At 39.4% G+C, this 21,249-nt stretch carries 22 protein-coding genes; 9 read left to right on the forward strand and 13 right to left on the reverse strand.

The features are described from left to right. Positions 1 to 286 precede the first annotated feature (286 nt). A complete protein-coding gene (locus DNJ75_RS12165; protein WP_117003729.1) occupies positions 287 to 2,239 on the forward strand; it encodes a putative bifunctional diguanylate cyclase/phosphodiesterase in 1,953 nt (650 codons plus the stop codon). On the opposite strand, the gene DNJ75_RS12170 is transcribed toward DNJ75_RS12165, so the two are convergent. From DNJ75_RS12170 to DNJ75_RS12190, 5 genes are all read right to left on the reverse strand, one after another. Then, entirely contained in the window at positions 2,213 to 3,313 is a 1,101-nt protein-coding gene (locus DNJ75_RS12170; RefSeq protein WP_117003730.1) for a YeiH family protein, read from the reverse strand. The two genes, DNJ75_RS12165 and DNJ75_RS12170, sit on opposite strands and share 27 nt — an antisense overlap. Beyond that, positions 3,310 to 3,960, reverse strand: coding sequence for a 16S rRNA (guanine(527)-N(7))-methyltransferase RsmG (gene rsmG, locus DNJ75_RS12175; RefSeq protein WP_224742313.1), 651 nt, complete (start codon positions 3,958 to 3,960; stop codon positions 3,310 to 3,312). Before rsmG ends, DNJ75_RS12170 begins: the two co-directional genes overlap by 4 nt. Positions 3,961 to 4,083: 123 nt before the next feature. Continuing rightward, a complete protein-coding gene (locus DNJ75_RS12180) occupies positions 4,084 to 4,968 on the reverse strand; it encodes a LysR substrate-binding domain-containing protein (RefSeq protein WP_117003731.1) in 885 nt (294 codons plus the stop codon). A gap of 211 nt (positions 4,969 to 5,179) precedes the next feature. After that, positions 5,180 to 5,773, reverse strand: a complete 594-nt coding sequence (locus DNJ75_RS12185; protein WP_117003732.1) for a GNAT family N-acetyltransferase — start codon at positions 5,771 to 5,773, stop codon at positions 5,180 to 5,182. 263 nt (positions 5,774 to 6,036) lie between these two features. Next, positions 6,037 to 7,398, reverse strand: a complete 1,362-nt coding sequence (locus DNJ75_RS12190; RefSeq protein WP_117003733.1) for a flavin monoamine oxidase family protein — start codon at positions 7,396 to 7,398, stop codon at positions 6,037 to 6,039. A 349-nt stretch (positions 7,399 to 7,747) separates the two neighbouring features. On the opposite strand from DNJ75_RS12190, the gene DNJ75_RS12195 reads away from it, so the two are divergent. Continuing rightward, entirely contained in the window at positions 7,748 to 10,108 is a 2,361-nt protein-coding gene (locus DNJ75_RS12195) for a glycoside hydrolase family 18 protein (RefSeq protein WP_117003734.1), read from the forward strand. On the opposite strand, the gene DNJ75_RS12200 is transcribed toward DNJ75_RS12195, so the two are convergent. The 7 genes from DNJ75_RS12200 to DNJ75_RS12225 form a co-directional block, all read right to left on the reverse strand. Next, positions 10,097 to 10,600, reverse strand: coding sequence for an outer membrane protein (locus DNJ75_RS12200; protein ID WP_117003735.1), 504 nt, complete (start codon positions 10,598 to 10,600; stop codon positions 10,097 to 10,099). The two genes, DNJ75_RS12195 and DNJ75_RS12200, sit on opposite strands and share 12 nt — an antisense overlap. A gap of 160 nt (positions 10,601 to 10,760) precedes the next feature. Then, entirely contained in the window at positions 10,761 to 11,429 is a 669-nt protein-coding gene (locus tag DNJ75_RS12205; protein WP_117003736.1) for a hypothetical protein, read from the reverse strand. A gap of 82 nt (positions 11,430 to 11,511) precedes the next feature. Beyond that, complete coding sequence (locus tag DNJ75_RS12210) at positions 11,512 to 12,537, reverse strand: nucleoside-specific channel-forming Tsx family protein (protein WP_206609107.1); 1,026 nt, start codon at positions 12,535 to 12,537, stop codon at positions 11,512 to 11,514. Between the two features lie 81 nt (positions 12,538 to 12,618). After that, the gene (locus DNJ75_RS12215; protein WP_117003737.1) at positions 12,619 to 14,403 is read right to left on the reverse strand and encodes an Hsp70 family protein; all 1,785 of its coding nucleotides are present in this window, start codon (positions 14,401 to 14,403) and stop codon (positions 12,619 to 12,621) included. Further along, entirely contained in the window at positions 14,404 to 14,910 is a 507-nt protein-coding gene (locus DNJ75_RS12220; RefSeq protein ID WP_117003738.1) for a DUF2760 domain-containing protein, read from the reverse strand. A gap of 80 nt (positions 14,911 to 14,990) precedes the next feature. Continuing rightward, positions 14,991 to 15,167, reverse strand: a complete 177-nt coding sequence (locus DNJ75_RS15405) for a hypothetical protein (RefSeq protein WP_157968326.1) — start codon at positions 15,165 to 15,167, stop codon at positions 14,991 to 14,993. A 214-nt stretch (positions 15,168 to 15,381) separates the two neighbouring features. Beyond that, positions 15,382 to 15,936, reverse strand: coding sequence for an L-threonylcarbamoyladenylate synthase (locus DNJ75_RS12225; RefSeq protein WP_157968327.1), 555 nt, complete (start codon positions 15,934 to 15,936; stop codon positions 15,382 to 15,384). A gap of 155 nt (positions 15,937 to 16,091) precedes the next feature. Between DNJ75_RS12225 and DNJ75_RS12230 the strand changes: the two genes are divergently transcribed. The 7 genes from DNJ75_RS12230 to DNJ75_RS12260 are packed head-to-tail and all read left to right on the forward strand — an operon-like array spanning position 16,092 to position 20,213. Beyond that, the gene (locus tag DNJ75_RS12230; protein ID WP_117003740.1) at positions 16,092 to 16,475 is read left to right on the forward strand and encodes a hypothetical protein; all 384 of its coding nucleotides are present in this window, start codon (positions 16,092 to 16,094) and stop codon (positions 16,473 to 16,475) included. 6 nt (positions 16,476 to 16,481) lie between these two features. Beyond that, positions 16,482 to 17,123, forward strand: a complete 642-nt coding sequence (locus DNJ75_RS12235; protein ID WP_117003741.1) for a phosphoribosylanthranilate isomerase — start codon at positions 16,482 to 16,484, stop codon at positions 17,121 to 17,123. Continuing rightward, the gene (locus tag DNJ75_RS12240) at positions 17,116 to 17,478 is read left to right on the forward strand and encodes an ApeI family dehydratase (protein ID WP_117003742.1); all 363 of its coding nucleotides are present in this window, start codon (positions 17,116 to 17,118) and stop codon (positions 17,476 to 17,478) included. The genes DNJ75_RS12235 and DNJ75_RS12240 overlap by 8 nt, the downstream gene beginning before the upstream one ends. Further along, positions 17,475 to 18,233, forward strand: a complete 759-nt coding sequence (locus DNJ75_RS12245; RefSeq protein ID WP_117003743.1) for a glycosyltransferase family 2 protein — start codon at positions 17,475 to 17,477, stop codon at positions 18,231 to 18,233. Before DNJ75_RS12240 ends, DNJ75_RS12245 begins: the two co-directional genes overlap by 4 nt. Beyond that, positions 18,226 to 19,176, forward strand: coding sequence for an LpxL/LpxP family acyltransferase (locus DNJ75_RS12250; protein ID WP_117003744.1), 951 nt, complete (start codon positions 18,226 to 18,228; stop codon positions 19,174 to 19,176). Before DNJ75_RS12245 ends, DNJ75_RS12250 begins: the two co-directional genes overlap by 8 nt. Next, the gene (locus DNJ75_RS12255; RefSeq protein WP_117003745.1) at positions 19,166 to 19,591 is read left to right on the forward strand and encodes an acyl-CoA thioesterase; all 426 of its coding nucleotides are present in this window, start codon (positions 19,166 to 19,168) and stop codon (positions 19,589 to 19,591) included. The genes DNJ75_RS12250 and DNJ75_RS12255 overlap by 11 nt, the downstream gene beginning before the upstream one ends. Further along, positions 19,584 to 20,213, forward strand: a complete 630-nt coding sequence (locus DNJ75_RS12260) for a LolA family protein (RefSeq protein ID WP_117003746.1) — start codon at positions 19,584 to 19,586, stop codon at positions 20,211 to 20,213. The genes DNJ75_RS12255 and DNJ75_RS12260 overlap by 8 nt, the downstream gene beginning before the upstream one ends. Before the next feature lie 2 nt (positions 20,214 to 20,215). On the opposite strand, the gene aroE is transcribed toward DNJ75_RS12260, so the two are convergent. Beyond that, on the reverse strand, positions 20,216 to 21,016 hold the full coding sequence (gene aroE, locus DNJ75_RS12265) for a shikimate dehydrogenase (protein WP_117003747.1): 801 nt from the start codon (positions 21,014 to 21,016) through the stop codon (positions 20,216 to 20,218). Between the last annotated feature and the right edge of the window lie 233 nt (positions 21,017 to 21,249).

The raw sequence follows: 21,249 nt of genomic DNA on the forward strand, positions 1-21,249 counted from the left end.
AAATCAAAAGACAACCGAGAACACTGGTTTACCTTAGCATACTGGTATCTTTAACATGAGGAGCCGTGTACGGATCCGTACGCACGGTTCTGTGGGCAGTCGGGGCTAACCGCCCCACTGACCCGATATTACCCTTCGACTTACTCTCAGGGTACGGTGGGCAATTCTGGGTGAATATTTAGTCTTATCCTATTTTTTTATTGAACTTTGAGCGTCAATTGCTGATTTAAGCGATTATTGCTCTATACTCAACTTAAGTTTCCATGGAAGATGATAAGGATAATCTATGGCAAAGCATATTATTCAGTCTAAAAGCACACTTGAGGAAGCCATCACCTTAAAGGCACATACTCGTCTGATTAATGCCATGCTTATCTTGATTGCCATTTCATCGATTTTATTAAGTACACTGTCGATATTTCGCGCGTTTGATAGTGGTTGGTCACTGAAATACACTTTGGACTTGCTTCTAGCTTTAGCCTTGGTTGTTTTGATGCTTTATCGCGCCAAGCTAAGCAATCAGCTTAAATCCCATATTATTTTGCTTGTTGCGGTTATTGCAATTATCAATGATTATTTATTTTATGGCTTACTATCACCCGTTAGTATTATCTACGGTCTTGCTATTGTTTATGCCTTGAGTTTTTACAGCGAGAAGTCTGCACTGATCTTCTCAAGTATAATACTTATTATGGTTGCAATTATTACCTGTCTGCATGTCCTTATTTGGCATGCCAGTAACAATCAATCGACAACCTACATAGGCTCTATTTACTCTTGGTTATTGCTGATTGGTTTAATGATATTTAGTTTATTGTTTATCAGCTTTGTGATTATCTCCATGCGTCGTTTAACTTCGCGCTTATTACGACATCTCAATGATCGCAATGCATTACTTAGCAAAAAGGCGGTACTTTTGGAAAAACTCGCGATGACTGACAGTCTGACTGATCTGTATAATCGCCGAGCTTTTTTGAATATTGTGAAGAAACTGCTCCCCGTTACTAAACACCATCATTATATTGTAATGATCGATATTCGCCAATTCTCTCGTATCAATGATACTTATTCACATGACACAGGTGACAAGCTATTGATTGCTTTTTCACAGCGTTTAACTGAAGTTTTACCCAAAAACAGTATTGCTGCACGCACTGGCGGCAATGAATTCAGCATCCTTGTAACACTCCCTGTGAGCGAGGATATACAAGCATTTGGCTCGCATCTACAAGAGAAAATGCAACAAAACTATAACTTAGACTATAAAACACTAAGCATTACCACAACGCTAGGAATAGCACAATTTACACCACAGCTAGATTACACTTTAAATTTACGGCGCGCTGATTTGGCGTTATTTTATGCCAAGAGCCACAAGCAAGACTGCGTTGTCTATGATGAAACCATCGATAACTTCTATCATACGGAACAAACCCTTGAAAACTATATGTATGAAGCACTTGCTCAGAGATCTTTCTACTTTCATTTTCAGCCACTAGTTGATGGACATAACGGCACAATCATTGGCTGCGAGAGCCTGATGCGTTTAAATCACCCTGAGCTTGGCAATATTCGTCCGGATATTTTTATTCCAATTGTTGAGCGCATGGGACTTGCCGATAAGCTCAACTACTATGTCGTTAATGAAGTATTATGCTATTTCTGCCTGTTAGATTTAACACCTGCCAGAAGTTTTAAACTCAGTCTTAATATTTCCCCTGTGGTATATGATTTTCCAGCACATATGCAATCATTAATTGAGCAGATCAAACAGCACCCAATTCCGAAGTGGTTAAATATTGAATTTGAAATTACCGAGTCTCAGCTCATGCAGCATTTGGAAGGTAATTCACTTAATATAAGTCAAATGTTTGCACAATTAAAAATGCATAATATCGGGTTATCCATGGATGACTTTGGCACACAATATTCATCACTTAATCGCTTTATTAATTACAGTTTTAATACCATCAAGATTGACAAAAGTTTCACACAACGCCTTGATCAACCACACAATCAGCCCGTCATTGGTGCGGTTAAAGCCATCGCGCTATTAGCCAATGAGCTCAATATCAATCTGATTGCTGAGGGCGCTGAAACCAAAGCACAAGTGGACAAACTGATTGAGCTAGGCTGTGAGTGCATCCAAGGTTATTATTTCTATCGACCGATGCCAATTAAAGAACTCATACGAAATTTAACTGAAAACTGGTCACAGCATAACAATCAAGCCCAGTGATATGACAAGCAGGATAATCATCGCTAAACCACCGGCTAATAATGGTTTGCCTCCTGATTTAAGCAAGACAACTAAGTCGATATTTAAACCAACCCCAACCATCGCCATCGCCATACAAAAAGCAGAAATTTCGGCAATATAATGTCTTATTGGCAAACCTGCTAATCGATCTAAAAAGCCAAAAAAATCCAATGTATTGAGAATAACCATTGCCAAAAAATATAAAATAAACTTAGGGAAATACTGATGCCACGCGACTTTTTTTTGTGCTTCTTTATCCGTTTTATTGGCTTTATGGTGTTTAATGCCGATTAGCATCACCATCGGTGCAAGAAGCAAAATTCTGACCATCTTAACAATCGTTGCTGTTTGTCCAGCGATTGCACCAAAAGCAAAGCCTGCTGCCACCACTTGTGGCACTGCTTGAATCGATGTCCCAGCCCATACGCCAAATTGAAACTCATCCAAGCCCAAGGCATGTCCTAGTAACGGCAAGACAAAAATGGCAATCAAGCCATATAATGACACGATCGTCATCGCAATTGCTACTTGCGTTTGATTGGCTTTGACAACGGGAGCGGCGGCGACAATTGCTGAGCCTCCGCATATTGCCGTGCCAATGGTGATAAGTGCCGACATTTTCTCATCAACACCTAAGCGCTTACATAGCCACAGTGTGACAATATAAGCAATTAATAAACAAATAAGATTAATCAATAATGCTTGCCCTGAGACTTTAAGCACTGAAAGTAAATCAAACTTCACCCCCATTAGTACGATACCTAAAGGCAATAGCGATTTTGCCGCAAAATTGGCACCTGGAGTGAGTTTCTGCCACAAGCGCGCTGAGCTGATCACACCTTGCAAGTTTTCCTGCTGATGAGCTGCTGCTTTATGACGAAAGAATAGATTGCCACAGATAATGCCAATAATAATCGACAGCACCATCGGCTCTAATGGATGAACTTCTAAGTTTTGATGATAAATCGTAAAAGGGGCAAAGGGTAGAAACGCCACGACATAAGCAATAATAGCCAGAAACGCACAAAATATGAGCCCTGTAATTTTACTCATGCCTTATACATCCGAATCACGTGACGCGTAGCATCTAACAGCGGCACATCGACTTCAAATATCTCATATTTAAGAGGTAATACATCTAAAGTCTCTTGCTCAACTTCAGCCCCTTTCATCGCAATCATTTGCCCGTCACTTGCCAATAAATGGCGACATAAACGCTCAAAATCAGCAATTGAGCTAAAGGCACGTGAGATCACCGTATCAAACAAGGTTGATGGCTCATAATCCTCAATGCGAATATTCACCGCAGTGACATTATCCAAATCGAGCACTTTCTTAACATGACTTAAAAAACGCACTTTTTTGCCAACGCTATCAATAAGCACAAAGTGAACTTCAGGTAATAAAATCGCCAAAACAATGCCTGGCAAACCACCGCCACTACCTACATCAACAACATGTTTGCCTTTAATAAAAGAAACCACCGACATACTATCAAAGACGTGCTTTACCAGCATATCATCCCACTGGGTAATTGCCGTCATGTTATAGGTTTTGTTCCACTTTTTAAGCAATGATAAATAATCAATCAAACGATTGATCTGCTCATCATCCACCGTAAGGTTAAACTTCTCTGCTGCCTGACGAATCTTGACCTTGCTATCGTCAAGCATGTTATTCAAACAATCTAGTGTAATCATTTTGTTTACAAACCCTTCCAGATCCTGATTTTCGTTTTTGAGTATATACCGCCTGTGAATCATTTTACAGCATTTCTGTTATTGAATTTCTCGTTCTTTGTGGTGTACCTCTTCATTATTTAATCAACGACAATCCAATATTTCCAAACTCTGACATAACTGCCAAAATTTATGCTTAACCGGTGATTTTAGTGATTGTTTACGCATCACAATACCTACCGTTACTGCTGTTATATCAGCAATACTCAGCATTTTGATTTTGCTTGCCAAATGATTATGTTCAACGACAACTCTCGGTAATACAGATACGCCAACACCCGATGCAACAAGTGATAAAATCGCTTCATTACCATCGACCTCGCCATATATTCGCGGTGATTGTTTTTGCCCTATTAGCCATTTATCTATCGTGTTATCGTTTAAAAACTGAATGGGCATAATAAAAGGGTATTGTGCTAAGGCTTGATCAATCGACTGCACATCACTTTCTTTTGACACGACTAAAACCATACTGGTAATAAGCACAGGATGGGCACGGAGATTATCATCAAGCTTATGTTCATCAATAAATGAAATACCCGCATCCATTTGGTTACTAGCAACCAAATTAAGCGCATTTTGCATTGACCCTGTTTCTAACTGCAACTGAACATTAGGATAGCGCATGTTAAGTGCCTCAATAATCCGTGGCAAAATCACATATGACGCCGTCACCGTACAAAATAGGCGAATATCACCGCGCAAATTATCCTCATCTGGATGCAGTAACGCAAATAACTCATCATTTGCATCAAGTACTTTAAGGCTAAAGTAATACATATATTGACCTGCATCCGTTAGTGAAACATTACGGTTATTGCGTTCAAAAAACGTCGCCTCATAACTTTCTTCAAGCTTTTGAATGACTCTTGTCACCGCTGAAGGGCTTAAATAACAGCGCTCTGCGGTTTTACTGAAACTAAGCGTTTCTGCCAATGTTTTAAACACTTCTAAACTTTTTACGTTCATTCACTATCACTCCAACATTCACATGACTTACTGAAATTATTCACTTTTGTTCAACACCCCACCTCACAAGCTCAGCACCCCTCTTGCAAAGAGGGGAATTAAAATCACCATCGCCCAATTCCCCTCTTTGCAAGAGGGGTGGCAGCCGTAGGCTGACGGGGTGTTTATAAAATCATAGTTTTTCTAAATGCGTGACTTCAGTTAATAATCATTATTTTTGCTGCTTTGCCATTAACTTATAACTCAAATGCGCTTTGATAGCGTTCCATTCAGAATCGATAATACTATAAACACACGTATCACGCAGTGTACCATTATGCATCTTGCGATGGTTGCGTAAAATGCCATCCAATTTGGCGCCAATAGACTCTATGGCACGTCTTGATGCAAAATTCAGATGATGCGTCCTAAATTCAACAGCGATACACTTAAACACCTCAAACGCGTGCTCCAAAAGCAGTAGCTTACACGCAACATTAATTGCCGTACCGTGCACAGACTTGGCATACCATGTGCTACCAATTTCTAAGCGATTTTGCTCATGATCAATGTTCATATAACTGGTCACACCCAGGATTTTGCCACTTTTCTGACAAATGACCGTATAGGGCAGCATGCTGCCTTGTTGATATAGCTTTAATCTGCGCTCAATATCTTTCTTCATATCTTCAGGCGTAGGTACGATCGTAAACCACAGCTCCCATAAATTGCCATCTTGAGTCGCCTGCTCTAAACCGTCTAAATGCGCAAGAGATAATGGCTCCAAGCGCACCAAATCATTCGCTAATATTGTAATCTCTCTCATTTTTTACTCACTTTATATTGCTGTAAATATAAGTAGCTATGCAAATATTATCAGGTATTTTTTTGGATTCTCGGATCAAGTCCGAGAATGACTGCAAGTCGTCATATTCGGGCTCGACCCGAATATCCATGATTCCCAATACACCATTGCTTAGGTATTTAGCTTAAAATAAACGTTGGCTGAGCATAGTCGAAGCCATCTTTCATTATGCTATTAGACAACTCCCTTCGACTAACGCTCAGGGAGCTTGCTACTACTTACTACTATAAATAAGGATCCTCAACAATGGCTGTACGTTTACGCACATCTTCGGTTAATAAATCGATTTGCAGAATCTGATATGCTGAACGCACACCACTTAAAAAGGCGCCATGCACCGTTGATGGGAAATAAAATGAGGTTGCCTCACCAGCAAAGAACAGCTTATTATCAACCGGTTTACCTAATCTTTGTCGACGTTTTGCTTTAACGCCAACCGGCAAATAAGAATAAGAGCCGTAGCTATATTCATCATTTGCCCAACGAGTAATGCAATAACTTTTAAGCTTGGGTAGATTTTCGCCATACATATGTTTGAGCGAGTCAATAATCAATGCAAGCAGTTCGCGATCACTTAATTGCTCAAGCTGTTTTCCAACAACACCCGCAGTAAAAGCCATTAAAATCGGCTTTTTAGTTAAGGGGTAAAAATTCATCATCTCGCGTGCAATTCGATGCTCTAACGATAAGCAGGCAATACTTTGAGCCTCTTTATCCCAAAAAACTTCCTCAAACTCTAGATAGATTTTATTTAACACACCCATTTCAAGTTGCTGAATGGATTTACGCTTAGATTGTGGCAAATAGGGATTAAAACCAATATCTGCATGTTTTAGCACGCCTAGCGGCACGGTAACTAATACGTAGTTCGCTTGATATTGATTTTTTTCTGTGGCAATTTGCACCAAATCGCCACTATAGTCGATGTTTTGCACCGGATCACTTAGGCGAATATCTAAATGCTTAGCAAGTAAATTAGTGATTTGTGCATAGCCTTGAGGAAACAATAAATCACTCCCTGCAAAATCAATATCTGCATGATGACTTTCCGCTGAAAGTGATTTAGCCTCAATAGCATATTCATACAAAAACAACGTATCAGCAATATAGTCAATATAAAGCGCATCTTCTTTGGCAATTTGATTGTCGACAATAAACTGCTGCTTGATATCCGCAATAGATCTTAGGTGGCTTTCCTCATCGATTTGCACACCTTCAAGATAATCAAGAAAATCTGCCATCCAATTAGCAATTTTAAGCTTTTGCTCATGACTTAATAAATTAAACTCCTGATCATACATCTCGCGATGCAAAATATTATCAGGCGACGGTCCACTCATTTGTGAGCGCCACGTACTGATATTATGCTTTTTAGCCAAGCGTGTAATCGGGTTCTCTTGTACGCCATGAATCCAAGAGGCGCCAAGATCAACCGTCTCTCCAGCAAAGCACTGGCTATGCACGCGCCCACCAACACGATCACGTGCTTCAAGCACCAATACATCAAAACCATTTAGCATGAGGTTATTTGCTGCAGCAAGACCTGCAACACCACCACCCACAACAACGACATCATATATTTGCATAAATCTATCCTTATGATATTTACGCCAACCAGTATATCTGAGCACATTGGCATGTGGCAGTATTTCTTAGCATATACCCATCACAAACCATTTTACGATGAATATACAATTCATCTTGAAACATTATTCAACACAGTCAATTTTGCATATTTATTACGATCAATACATAGTCATTATCTCAATAAAAAAGATCAACATACGCACACAAAATATAGACTTAGTACACTAAACAGCCCAGCAAGCCGCTTATATAATAATCTAGCATTTTGCAATGACGCACTTATTTAAACTCTGCCAAACACCTAATAAGGCAGCGTATTTTATATCAGCAGAAATAAGGAGAAACATTATGACACTATCAAGGAAAATCATCTCAAGCGCGATATTAACAACCCTTTTAAGTAGCTCAGCATTTGCACTATCAGCCCCTGAGCCCCTTAGCTGTATGCAGGTTGAATTTAATGCAGGCACTCAATGGCCCGATCCATGGAAAGCAACGAGTTTGACGCTGACTAACCACTGTAATAAAGATATTGATCTAAGAGATGCTGAGCTTAAAATCATTGGTAATACTTCTTATGCTAGCGCCTATATCTTATCGCCTACATTTGATATCGCTTGGCCTGCCACCACCAACACTGTGACACAACTTGGTGATAATAAAGTAACCACCTTTAAATTTGATCAATTCCAAGAAGGTAATCAATGGTGGCAACCAAAGACAATAATGCCTGTCAATGCTCAATTAATTTGGAGCAGCAATCCTGTCAAAGGTGAAAATATTATTTCATCTGCCTTTTATCCACATGGTGACACACCGATTGAGCAAAAAGGTCAGATGCATTTTAGCATTGCCGAGGGCTCTGACCCATTGCCTGCCAATACCAAAATCACTATTACCGGTAAAGACACTGGCTACATAACAACCATCGACTTTGCGACAACCGCTACTGTCAAAGATATCCCTTATGGCGAATATAGCTTAAGCGCATCAGCTGTTGTTGATGGCAAAATACTAGAGATCACGATGATCCCTAGCCTTGTGAGCTTATCAAAAGAGCAACCACAAGCAAGTGCGCAAGTGTCTTATAAAAATCAAAGCGCTGAGCTTATTGTCACATTGCATCGAGCACAACCGACTGATGTCACACATGATAGTGTTACACTGAATCTTTTAAACAAACAAACGCAAAATATTTCACATCAAGAAATTAGCTGGAATGGCAAATCAACTTTTGTTTTAGATAAAAATATAGATTATGTATTAAGTGCTGATCCAATGACTGGCTCATTGTTTAAATATAGTTTTACCTTTGATGGCAAATCCGAGGCCGATATCAATATGAACCAAGGACAGAAAACCATTCAGATGTCCTATACAGAAGTAAAAATTCCTACTGGAACGGCTAAAGTTAGTGCCACAGGACTTGATGGTCATAGTGCGACAGTCTATTTCACGGGTGACGATAAAGAAACGCATGATCTAGAAATACCTAAAGATACAACGATCAGCTTAGCAGCCAATCAATCCTATAATGTAACGGCTAATACCTTTACCGTAGATGGTTATCGCTATAGCCTTGATAACCCGCAAACGATTGCAATTAGCGAAAATAAAACCACAGATGTGGCATTGGCATTTAACAAATCACCTATCCCAACAACTAAGCAGTTTATTACTGGATATTGGGAAAACTGGAAAGGGGCGCTGCGTCCACAGGGTTCTACAAACACATCTGATCCAGCTTATTACAGTAATGATATCAAGCCATACACACATGTCCTTTATTCATTCTTAACCCTTGCTAAATCGCCAAACCCAGAGAACCCACAAGCTGCTTACTGGGATGGGCAAGCCATCTATGAATCAATGACGCAAGCTAATGTAATTGATGTTATGACAACCACTGACCCTGCGTGGCAAAATCCATATAATTGGCAAAAGCTCAAAGTGGATGCCTTAATCACAGCCGTGCATAACAATAATGGTAAATTTATCTGGGCAATTGGTGGTTGGTCAGATCTAACAAAAACGATTAAACCTGAGCAAATTGACACCTTTGTCAACAAAGTCGTTGAATTACTCAAGCTCTCTGGAGATGGCGTTGATTTCGACTGGGAGCACTTAAGTCAAGATCAAGCGATCACTGAGCAGCAACTTAAGACACTTGCTGAAACTTTATTAAAACTTAGACAAGCGCTTGATAAAGCAGGTATGCAGGATAAACAAATTGGTTACACTACCCGCTTTAATGCCTTTATGGAAAACGCCAGCGACTATGGCTTCTCACACTTCGCCTCTGATGGCGAAGGTTTAGCGATTAACAACTGGTTAAAAGCAAATGGTAGCTCACTTAATGCTGTTGTCGATTGGGTCAATATTATGGCATATGACGTCGGTCCAAATGATATGCCAAATGGTCAAACATGGGCAATGGAAGTCTACAAACATGTATTTGACACTTTTGCCCAACATGTTGACCCGTCTAAAATCGTGATGGGTTTTGAACCTGGTGGGCAAGCCGCAGGCGGTGTCTGGGAAGGCATGACGGTAGACAAATCAGTCATTGATTATATTGCCACCATACCATATGGCGGCAGCATGTTCTGGGCGATTAACCAACCTGCTTACAACTCCTCTGAAGTTACAGGGGATAATGCTTATGAGTTAGCCAATTACTCACAGCAGCAATTTGGTTTAAAACGCTAACGGAAAGGTATAAGTCACACCCGCGGTTAAAGCATTAAATTTGCTGACTTGATCTTTGTTATTAACTTCACTATCGCCAAACACATATTGATACTGGGCAAACACTGTCCAGTTTTTATAAGTATATGCAGCACCTGCCGCTGCCATTGGTTTCCATGCATTGGCAGTTGCCGAGAATCCTGTATCACCAATATTTAATCGTTCTGTGACATAAGCCATACCTCCCTTACCAAAGAGTTGTAAACCAAATGGCAAGGTGAATTTCAACGTACCTAACACAGGGATCATCTGGTAATTTAGGTTTGAACTATTGTCTTTGATGATGTGATAACCATAGTCATAACCAGATTCAACACCAAACGAGATCATATGACTCAAAGCAAAATCAAATCCGATAATGGCGCCACCAAAAACATTGCCATTACTGGCATTATCAAGATCAGTGCGCGCAATATCCGCCACTTTACCATAACCGCCTTGCACACCGAGCATATCAGGCTTAGCACACCCCCGCGTATACTCTCAATCAAGTAAAGGGCATTTTTATACACAAAAATTAAGGAAAAATTAAGGAAAATAATATTTATAACAATTTAGTAATTTTACAGATATTAAGCCAATAAATGATTTGAAATAACATTCAAATCACACATTAAAATACGTAACGAATACCTACTTGCTCTGAATCAACGCTAATACCCGAATTAACAACTGCATTTGCAAAACCAAATGGAACAAAGCCAAAAGTGGTAAAGCCTGCACTAATATATTGCGCGAAAACACTAAATCCAGGTGTAATATCATAAGCAAGTTTAAACTTAAATATACCAAGCGCTCCTTGCCCATCCGCTGCAGCACCGCCACCTAAACCAAGCTCAGCACTTAACGGTGAAGATAAATACATACCAACAAATCCTTCAACGGTACCACCATTGAGTTGGGTATACTCAGTTTTAACAACCTGACCATTACTATAATTACTCGCATTTGGATCAATCGCCTTACCAAAATAATAGTAATTAAGACTGACACCAGTATAAATGTTTTTCCAAGTATTACTTTGACCAAATCCCCATTGGTAGCCCATAGAAACACTTGCTGCTCCTTTATTTTGTGTCGGAAAGGTAATGCTTTGGCTAGTGTTTCCCCAAATCGTCATCCATGAATCTTCATAATATGACTGAGTTTGCGCGGCACCACCTGCTGCACTCATAAAGAAACCACTAGGAACATTGTGTGTGTTTTGTGGTTGCCCCTCAATATTTGCAAATAGTAAAACAGGGGCAGAGGATAATGCGATCATAATTGTTTTTAGCTTCATAGTAACTCCATTGCATTTAAAACGCCGACAATAATATCATCTTATGCTCTTTTTTCAATCACAAAATAAAATATGCAAATCTCTATGCAAAAACATAGCTAATATCAAAATACTGTCCCCAACCTGTAGTATTTTGCACGCCACCACCGTTTATTGGGCTGCCATCTTTAATACCCGTCATATTACCGAAATATTTCAAGCCATAACCCACAGCAAATCGCTTGCTGTGCCAATATAGACCATTAAACCACTCTATCGAGTAGCTTGAACGCGTTGCATCATATTTATCCATTCCAAAAGTGTAATCAAAATAGCCTTGATACGATAAGAATGAGCCATTGCCAAAAGTATAAAATGGCTTAAACCAGTTGGTTGCTAACTTATAACCATCCCATGTATTTTCATTTGGCGCACCATAGTTTTCACGCACATAACGCGCATACAGGTTAACGCCAACCTTACCAAGCCATGGCACTTCAACGTCAACTCCAGGTCCAATATAAACATTGAAAAGCTGTCTATCACCAACTTCTGCTAAAGTTGAGACATACCACTCTTTAATGGGACCAATGCTTAGATCCTTGTGCAAGATATCATTGATTGAAAATCTTGGTTGGATCTTAAAAAACATATTATCGCCATCATGACGATCATCTGAGCGTTGGTTAAAAATATCAAATACATCTAAATAACCATACAAATCAACAAAACCAGAGCGGCCACCAAACTCCATCTCAAGATAGGTTGTATCTGCTGCGTGATATGGCAGGCGAGCGTTCTCACTACGCATTAAGTTAAATTGTAGGAAGTTATAATATTGATTATAGATTGTCTGATCACTGCCATCTGACTTCTTAGTTTTATTATCTTTTTCAGCTTTCGTAGATTTTGACTGCATTTCTGCTTTATCTGCCTTGTCATTGATAGGTGTAACAGCATGAGTTGCTGCTGTTTTCTCAGTAGCACTATCGCTTTGCGTATTACTCACAACTGTTGTTGTTTGATTATCAGCATCTTCAACAGTTTTAGCATCATTTGCATAGTTGATGCCTGCGGCAAAAAGTGAAGTTAAACCTGCCAGACTCAAGGTTATTTTTTGATATTTCATAGGGGATTTTTATTACATTCAAACCATAAGAGCCGGCATCTTAAGCTACTTTATCTATTTTTAAAAGCCTTAAAGTAGAAATTATCGAATCGTTTCAAATGCGATCTTCCATTGATCATTATTTTCCAAAGCCTTGGCAGTGAGCTCCAGAGTGCCAATCTCAGTATGCATCGCACTAATATGCACAGGCACTGAAGTGCCATTGGTATAGTTATCTGCAGACAAGGTCAAGCGCAGTGGTGATAGCTCAATCAATCCTGCCTGCTCCCAGTCGGTAAAGATATCGCCCAAACAATCATCAGCACGATGGTTTGCCGCAAAGAATCTAAACTCAACAGGTTCACCGACAACCAATGAGAACGTCTCCGCTTCATATATAAGCTCTTCTTCTGCTTCCATGCCTTGCACAGCAATACAAAGTGCTTCGATCTGTGGTTGAAAGCCTGGAATAGCTGGCATTGGTGACTCGATCCCGATATAGAATGAATGCGACGCGCCCCCTTTAATGCGAATACCATTGCCTTGTAAGGCATCGGCAAACACACTAGCACCAATAGCAACTGAAGTATCGTAAGCTGCATGCTCAAGTTCGCACGCTTCGGGGTGCCCTTCTTTGACTAGCCATTTATTAATAATCTGCATTAATTGACGTCGCAAAACTTGTGGTTTAAACACTCCACCATTAAATAGCACCGCCGTCGGCGTGATGAATTTTTCATCCGCCTTCGCTTGCTTGCTTAAGAACAACGCAAGATGCTTGGTAATTGCAGCTTCTTGCGTGTAGCTTAAAGCGAAACGACTCAACCCCGTGCGTGGCGCATTATGTGGATGATCCTCAATAGCAACCTCAGGGAAAAAGCCTTGTAGCATGATTTTTTCAACATCTTTTTTCGTCAAGGTTTCTGATACCGCATTAGCAAAGATATTCGATGAACGTCCAGGAATCGATACGGCAATTTCATTTAAGTTTTGATCACTTAATAGTTTCTCTTTGGCATTTCTGCAACTATGCACTAATGCCTGCATCTGCCATGGCTCTAGGCGTTGACCACCATCTAACAGCCTTTGCTGCACGGTATGTGCCAACATCAGATCGATATTATCGCCGCCAATTAAGATATGATCACCAACAGCGATACGCCTTAATGCAAGAGTTCCCTCTTCATCCTCGACCTTTATCAATGAAAAATCCGTCGTGCCACCGCCAACATCTATAACCAGAATCACATCATCAGCCGTTAGCTGGTCACGCCATTTTTCATGATCATGAATCCAACCATATAATGATGCTTGCGGTTCTTCCAATAAAGTTACCTCTTCAAAGTCACACAAACGTGCCGCTTCAGCTGTCAAATCGCGCGCTGCAGGCTCAAAGGATGCAGGAATGGTAATAATAATCTTTTGTTGAAACAATGGCGCATCTGGAAAAGTGCTATTCCATGTCTTTTTAATGTGCTCAAAGTAATGAGTATACGCCTCAAGTGGCGATATGCGTTCAACACCCTCAGCTGCTTGATATGGTAATAACGCTTTACGCTTATCAATCGTGGCTTGGCACAGCCAACTCTTTACACTTGATATCACCCTGTTTGGTGTCGTCTGCGCCTTTGTTTTAGCATATTCTCCAACCAAAATCGTGGTCTCACTTTGCCACGGCAAAGCAATATCATCTAGACTTAGCTCCAACGCGCTCGGTAAATATAAAAACGATGGCATTAAAGTTTTGGATTCATACTGATTCTTCGCCATAAACTGTGGAATAGCTAACGTACTAATCACGGCATCATCTGCTATTTTCTTATAGGTAACTGCACAATTTGTTGTACCTAAATCAATTCCAATCAAATATTTTGCATGATGCGACATTTATAACACCTCTACTTCTGCTGGCTGTAATATATCTAGATTTGCTTCTTTGGCTACTTTGGGTAAATGCATTTTCTCTACTTTCCAACCTTGGTGGATTAACTTACCCTTAAAGCGCGTACTGTGCACAACATTCCCCGTGAGCTCAACACTATACTTATCATAATTTGCTTCAAGTATAACCTCGTGATTTTCCTGATCATGATAAACCGGCACCAAAGTACAGTATGACTCAAGCGCCTTTTTGCACTGATCATGAACAACACGTGCCACAGTTGCCACTTGCTCATTGTCATAGTGATCAAGGTTTTGCGCAAGAAAGTCTAATAAGCGCCCTTTTTTTTGCAAAATAGACAATAGCTGTTTGGCAGATTCTGTACTTTCTGCATCTTCATCAGCGCATCCTATGTCCTGCTGAGCATCAGCCACAGGCTTAGCTTCGATATTTTCAAGCTTACCTTTTATTAAGCAGCTTAAACGCTGCCTCCATGTTAGTTTCATTGGCATATATTATTTTCTTTGGACAAAAAATTACTCATCATGCATAAAAGTTAGTTTAGCCTATGGAGTTAGCAGCGACAAAGCTTTTATTGCTGAAGTTTAATTTCGGCATACTTTTGCAGCCACTGTGCTTTCACATCGACATTATGCGCAATGGTATGCTCCATCAAGATAAACACAATCAAGTAATGAATCACAAAATAGGCAACGACAATCGTTGCCGCAACATAAAAGGCTTTATGTTTTTTGAGATGTTTTTTCATTCTAGCTAATCCAGATGTATTGTGAATACATTTAATCTAGCAGAAGGTTTGATCCTTTGATATTAAGGATTTTTTATTGATCGTATAAGCGGAAACTCTATACGAATTAAATAAAAAGTTGAGTTTCAATTCCCCCTCACCCGTACAGTATAAACTGCACGAGCAATCCCTCAGGGGGAGAGGTAATGCTCATGCTTCACTTTATGATATTTGCTTATTCTCGCAATATCCTTCCTGTTAATAAATCAATTAATCTCGATGGCTTGGTTGCGACAAAATCAGCTTGTGGATAAATGTAATCAACCTTTTCACCGAAATAATCATACACCTCATGCGCCGATGTTGCCGCAGGCATATTGGAGATATTGGCACTGGTTGAAACAATGGCTTGATCAAGCATATTGGTTAATTCGCTCAACAAAGGGTGTGTGGTCAAGCGCACGGCAATGCTTTCAAAAGGACCTGTCAACCAGCGAAACTCTGGTTTAACAGGCGCCACCCACGTCGTTGCTCTATTATAATGTGTTTGTAATTTAGCAAGATGATTATCGGTTAAGTGTGTTTGATCAATAACTCGTAGCAAATGCTCAATATTACTTGAAAGCACAATAAATCCTTTGTTGGCACTGCGTTTTTTCAACGCCACAATCTTTGCCACTGCATCTGACTCAAGGATGGTGCTTAAGCCGTATACAGACTCTGTTGGCAAGGCTAAAACTTTTTGCGCTTTTAATAAAAAAACCAGCTTTTCGAGGTCATTTTTATGCATGTTTATCCTATCAATAACTATCATTTAAAACGCAAGATACTATATACCCATCACAAACCATTTCACAGTGTTTATTGCCTTTCCCAACTTTACACTTGATTATATTTAAACTTTTAGGCACGCTTACAGTAAATAATGAACAACATGGAGCTGTTATGCAAACCAATGAAATTGATTCTAGATTAAAACTTATTCTTTCCGCTCAAGTCGACAAACTAGACGAGCTGGAAAAAGTATGGATGTCCGGCTATGCCCATGGCCAACAAAATCAATCTGATGAGTTAAATCCATTTCCAGAGAAAACTGTTGAACACAACTACTGGGCTGAAGGGTTTGAAGCTGGCGAGTTTGGCGATGAGCCACTATTTCCTCAATATATCTCAATCCTTACCGAAGAAGCCACAAGTGAAAAAGATCCAGAGGTTGAAGATCGCAAGAAATTTCACCTAACTAAAATCGATGGACTTCTGGCAACCACGGGTGTCACTGTTGCAACCGCGTCAATGGTTGCCGCAGCATTAATCAACTTTATGGCATAATCCAATATGCCTAAAACCCGAATTAAGATTTGCGGCATTACCAACCTTGATGACGCCTTGTATGCTATTGACTGTGGAGCTGATGCACTAGGATTTGTGTTTTATAATAAATCCCCGCGATTTATTGATACTCTTAAAGCAAAAAAGATCATCAATCAATTACCACCTTTTGTTAGCTGCTGTGGGCTTTTTGTCAATGCGCCACAACAAACGATTCAAGCAGGTATTGATGCGAATATCAGCCTTATCCAATTTCATGGTGATGAAACTACCTCAGAATGTGAGCGATTCAATTTTCCTTATATTCGCGCAATCCGCGCCAAAGATTCTAGCACACTAATCAATGCACAAAACGCGTACCCCAAAGCACGAGGTTTATTGGTTGATAGCTATGACCCAAAACTTTATGGCGGCTCAGGACAAACCTTTGACTGGTCAATCATTCCAAGTGATATGCGCCAGAAAATCGTTCTTGCAGGTGGGCTCACTGCGGAGAATGTGCAATCGGCAATTACAATGGTTAAGCCCTATGCAGTTGATGTTAGCGGTGGCGTTGAATCACAAAAAGGGATAAAATGCCGCCAAAAAATCAAAGCATTTTGTGATGCTATTCATAGCATAAATACAATAAGTGATATCAATGATTAACGATCATACCCGCCTGCCACAAATCATTCATCAAAGCATTACACAAAATGAGGATGAAGCACAGCTTGAACTGGATATTTATTTTCATCGTGATCTGATCTTTTTTAAAGGGCATTTTGAAAATACACCTATTTTGCCTGGCATTGCACAGACTGACTTTGTCATTGCTTTTGCTGCTCGCTTTCTAGAAGTTGACAAAAAAACCATTGCTAATATTCCACAACTTAAATTTAGTCGAGTGATTTTACCTGAGTCTACATTAAAATTATGCATTAGCAAAAAGCCAAACCTTTTGACATTTCGCTATATTGATAAAAACAATGCTACTTACTCAAACGGTAAGATCAAACTATGAAACCTGCCTTTTTAATTCCTGTTTATAACCATGGTGATACTTTAGAGCAGGTTGTTTCAGCATTACAATCTTATGGTTTAACTTGCCTGATTGTTGATGATGGTAGTGACGACGAAACAAAGTCTTTTATTGCTGATATCATTGCACAGTTTGATTGGGTTAAAAGCATCTCACTCCCGCAAAATGGTGGCAAAGGTGCTGCTATTTTAGCTGGATTTGAGTGGTTATTAGCAAATGGCTACACACATGCTTTGCAAGTTGATGCGGATAATCAGCACGACTTAGCGGATATTTCTAAGTTCTTGCAAATGGCTTATGATATGCCTGATTGTCTGATTTCAGGCATGCCTATTTATGATCAAAGCATTCCTAAATCACGCTTACATGGGCGTAAGATTACCAATTTCTGGGTTGCCATTGAGACATGGAGTAAATCACTCACTGAAAGCATGTGTGGCTTTAGAGTTTATCCACTGCAAGCACTTCAACCTATCCTGTCAAAAATTCGTGGCATGCGTATGGATTTTGATATTGAGATTCTGATTAAAGCGTATTGGCAAGGCGTTGATATTAATTATATTCCAACCAAGGTGATTTACCCTGTTGGTGGGCGCTCACACTTTCGTTTATGGCGCGATAATTTACGTATTTCTTGGCTACACACTCGACTTTTTTTTGGTATGTTTTACCATATGCCACGACATTATTTTAAATATAGAAAACGTAAAAAGTGCAAAATAAAAAAACATGCATGATTCAGACAAAGCGAAATTAAAACAAACTCACTGGTCAAAGCATCGTGAAAAAGGCAGTATTATTGGGCTTAAGCTGACATTATGGACAGTAAAGCTTTTAGGTCGACACTTAGCCTATCTTTTGACGTATCCGGTCATAGGCTATTTCTATCTATTTAGCCGTAAGACACGCCAAGCAATTCGTATTTATTGTCAAAACCTGCATGCTTATGCACAACAGCAAAACCATCATATACACGTCAAACCATTGCCTATTTTTATTAACTTTGGCAAGAGTTTGGTGGATAAAATTGCCGTTTGGAATGGGCAAATTACACGTGAAAACTTAAATTTTACGAATCGCCATGAGTTAATTGAACGCATTGATCAGAAAAATGGCACTATTATCTTTACTGCACACCTTGGCACAATTGAGATAATGCGTGCAATCTCTAACTCATACCCTAATAGCCGAATCAATGCCTTGGTGTTTAATCAACATGCACAAAAATTCAATGACACCTTATCGCAAATCAATCCCAACTCGCAATTAAGCCTAATCTCTGTTAGTCACTTTGATATGACTTTAGCAATGCAATTGCAACATAAAATAGACCAAGGAGAAATTATTATTATTGCGTGTGATCGCACACCAGTTACCAATAACCAACGTACGATAAAAGCTGAATTTCTAGGGAAAGAAGCTTATTTTCCGCAGGGCGGATTTTTATTGGCACACTTACTCAAAGCACCTGTTTACATGATGCTATGCCTTAAAAAAGGTAAACAGTTTGATGTGGTTTTCAAACCTTTTGCAGAGTCTATTAACTTGCCACGCAACGAACGTCATGAGCATTTGGCTGATTATGTGCAACAATATAGTGACTTCCTTGCTGAGTATTGCCTAAAATACCCAACACAATGGTTTAATTTTTTTGATTTTTGGCAGTCTAATGACGGATAAACCAATCACTCATATCACCGATATTGTAATACCATTTTTTGATGTTGATAGTTTGCAAATCGCTTGGCATGGTCATTATGTCAAGTACTTTGAAGTCGCGCGTTGTGAGCTTTTAGATAAAATCGGTTATAACTACCACGCTATGGCGCAAAGTGGCTATATGTGGCCAGTGGTTGATTTGCAGATTAAATACATCAAACCTGCGAGTTTTGGACAGATTATCGAGGTATACAGCCAAGTGATCGAATATCAAAACCGCCTGAAAATAAGCTATCAGATCTTTGATAAAGCGACCGGACAAAAATTAAGTAAAGGGCAAACAACCCAACTTGCGGTGACTTTGCACAATCACGAATTACAATTTATATCACCCAAAATTCTTATCCAAAAAATAGAAGGCTTTCATCATGATTAACTCTTTCTTTAAACACTTAAGCGCTGCTTTTTTGGTGGCATTTATACTATTGAACTTGGCGCAAGCCTCAACAGATAATATATTTGACCATCCACTATCTGCAAAAAATGAACAGGCATTTATTGAAGTTCAAAAAGAGCAAGCACAAATCAGCCATGTCACAGGCAACTTCACACAAACCCGCTTTATGAAGCTGCTATCCAAACCACTTAAATCCAGTGGTCGCTTTGAGTTATCAAAAACTCAAGGTTTAAAATGGCTGCAAGAAGAACCTTTCCAATCAACTTTGATTGTCACTGAAGATAGTATCAAACAATCCATCGAAGGTAAAACAGCCGTTGTTATCACCAAAAAAGAGCAACCGATCGTCTTTTCATTTACGACCGTATTCTTATCGATATTTAAAGGTAATACTGATGCTTTAAAGCAGTATTTTAAAATTTATTTTATGCAAAACAGTGATACTTGGCATATTGCACTTAAACCATTAGGCGCTCCTCTTGATAAAGCCATCCAAAGCATTGAAATGACGGGTACAAAATATGCTTCACGTATATTTGTTAATGAGTCACAAGGCAATCAAATGTTGATTGAATTTAGCAATGTGAAAGCAATGGATTAAATTTACTTAATTTCCACGCCACGCCAGTGCTGAAAAGCGATCTTACTTAACTCCAATAACATCCCCTTGCCATCTATCGCCTGAATATTGTGTGATTGACACCATGTAGTAAAAACCGTGCCATTTGGTGCATACATCAAGTCATACGCCAATGCACCACTTGCAAAGTTATTAAGTTTTAATGGTAGATTTTCCTTGGCAACGCTCGCTGAAGTTGCATTGATTACAATATCAAATACACCTGCAATTTCATTTAAAGCACAGGCATTTAATTTGACCACACTGTTTGTTGAGCGTGCTACTAGGTTATACGCTTTTTCTTTGGTGCGATTAGCAATTGTGATACTTTCTGGATTTTCACGCACTATAGCACCTAAAATTCCTTTAGCAGCGCCGCCGGCACCCAAGATTAAAACTCGTTTATTCTTCAGGCTGATATTTAAATTATTTTTAATATCATTCACAAGTCCCAAACCATCAAGGTTTAAACCGATAAATTCACGCTTGCTATTGATAATCACATTGCTAACCGCTTGTGCTTCTTGTGCTAGATCATCTAGTTTATCGCAATAACGATATAGTTCTTCTTTAAATGGCAAGGTAACGCTTAAGCCTTTGACAGCTTGATCAAGACGCAGCACATTCAAGGTTTGCTCTAGATTATCAGGACAAATCTCCAGTGCCTCATAATGCATAATCTGCCCTGTTTTAGCTGCAAAATCTTTATGGATCTGGGGTGATAAACTATGTTTAACAGGATTACCTATAACATAATATTGATCTATTGGTTGCTCGATAGGCATCTATGCCATCCTTTGTTATCTTGGATATCAAGAGCCTATTGAAGCATTTTCAGAGATAGCTGAGAAGTATTTTATTAGCAGTTGTTTCTCAGATAGATAACGATGCCACGGCTGTCCCATCTAAAAACCTTGAGTCAAAATAGTGCTTAAAGTCTGATTTCCCCAGGCTGCTTTCTTACGTAATCCTTTGATGCCAACGTTCTTAAATTTCCCCTTTGTATTATTTAGCATAT

This window comes from Cysteiniphilum litorale (assembly GCF_003428165.1).
Lineage (GTDB): Bacteria > Pseudomonadota > Gammaproteobacteria > Francisellales > Francisellaceae > Caedibacter > Caedibacter litoralis.

Bases quoted from the DNA above. Each gene is read 5' to 3' on its own strand.
- DNJ75_RS12195 (WP_117003734.1), top strand. From the start codon at position 7,748: ATGACACTATCAAGGAAAATCATCTCAAGCGCGATATTAACAACCCTT.
- DNJ75_RS12235 (WP_117003741.1), top strand. From the start codon at position 16,482: ATGCCTAAAACCCGAATTAAGATTTGCGGCATTACCAACCTTGATGAC.
- DNJ75_RS12255 (WP_117003745.1), top strand. From the start codon at position 19,166: ATGACGGATAAACCAATCACTCATATCACCGATATTGTAATACCATTT.
- rsmG (WP_224742313.1), bottom strand. From the start codon at position 3,960: ATGATTACACTAGATTGTTTGAATAACATGCTTGACGATAGCAAGGTC.
- DNJ75_RS12165 (WP_117003729.1), top strand. From the start codon at position 287: ATGGCAAAGCATATTATTCAGTCTAAAAGCACACTTGAGGAAGCCATC.
- DNJ75_RS12245 (WP_117003743.1), top strand. From the start codon at position 17,475: ATGAAACCTGCCTTTTTAATTCCTGTTTATAACCATGGTGATACTTTA.
- DNJ75_RS12260 (WP_117003746.1), top strand. From the start codon at position 19,584: ATGATTAACTCTTTCTTTAAACACTTAAGCGCTGCTTTTTTGGTGGCA.
- DNJ75_RS12225 (WP_157968327.1), bottom strand. From the start codon at position 15,936: ATGCATAAAAATGACCTCGAAAAGCTGGTTTTTTTATTAAAAGCGCAA.
- DNJ75_RS12215 (WP_117003737.1), bottom strand. From the start codon at position 14,403: ATGTCGCATCATGCAAAATATTTGATTGGAATTGATTTAGGTACAACA.
- DNJ75_RS12205 (WP_117003736.1), bottom strand. From the start codon at position 11,429: ATGAAGCTAAAAACAATTATGATCGCATTATCCTCTGCCCCTGTTTTA.
- DNJ75_RS12185 (WP_117003732.1), bottom strand. From the start codon at position 5,773: ATGAGAGAGATTACAATATTAGCGAATGATTTGGTGCGCTTGGAGCCA.
- DNJ75_RS12210 (WP_206609107.1), bottom strand. From the start codon at position 12,537: ATGAAATATCAAAAAATAACCTTGAGTCTGGCAGGTTTAACTTCACTT.
- aroE (WP_117003747.1), bottom strand. From the start codon at position 21,016: ATGCCTATCGAGCAACCAATAGATCAATATTATGTTATAGGTAATCCT.
- DNJ75_RS15405 (WP_157968326.1), bottom strand. From the start codon at position 15,167: ATGAAAAAACATCTCAAAAAACATAAAGCCTTTTATGTTGCGGCAACG.
- DNJ75_RS12190 (WP_117003733.1), bottom strand. From the start codon at position 7,398: ATGCAAATATATGATGTCGTTGTTGTGGGTGGTGGTGTTGCAGGTCTT.
- DNJ75_RS12170 (WP_117003730.1), bottom strand. From the start codon at position 3,313: ATGAGTAAAATTACAGGGCTCATATTTTGTGCGTTTCTGGCTATTATT.
- DNJ75_RS12200 (WP_117003735.1), bottom strand. From the start codon at position 10,600: ATGCTCGGTGTGCAAGGCGGTTATGGTAAAGTGGCGGATATTGCGCGC.
- DNJ75_RS12230 (WP_117003740.1), top strand. From the start codon at position 16,092: ATGCAAACCAATGAAATTGATTCTAGATTAAAACTTATTCTTTCCGCT.
- DNJ75_RS12220 (WP_117003738.1), bottom strand. From the start codon at position 14,910: ATGCCAATGAAACTAACATGGAGGCAGCGTTTAAGCTGCTTAATAAAA.
- DNJ75_RS12180 (WP_117003731.1), bottom strand. From the start codon at position 4,968: ATGAACGTAAAAAGTTTAGAAGTGTTTAAAACATTGGCAGAAACGCTT.
- DNJ75_RS12240 (WP_117003742.1), top strand. From the start codon at position 17,116: ATGATTAACGATCATACCCGCCTGCCACAAATCATTCATCAAAGCATT.
- DNJ75_RS12250 (WP_117003744.1), top strand. From the start codon at position 18,226: ATGCATGATTCAGACAAAGCGAAATTAAAACAAACTCACTGGTCAAAG.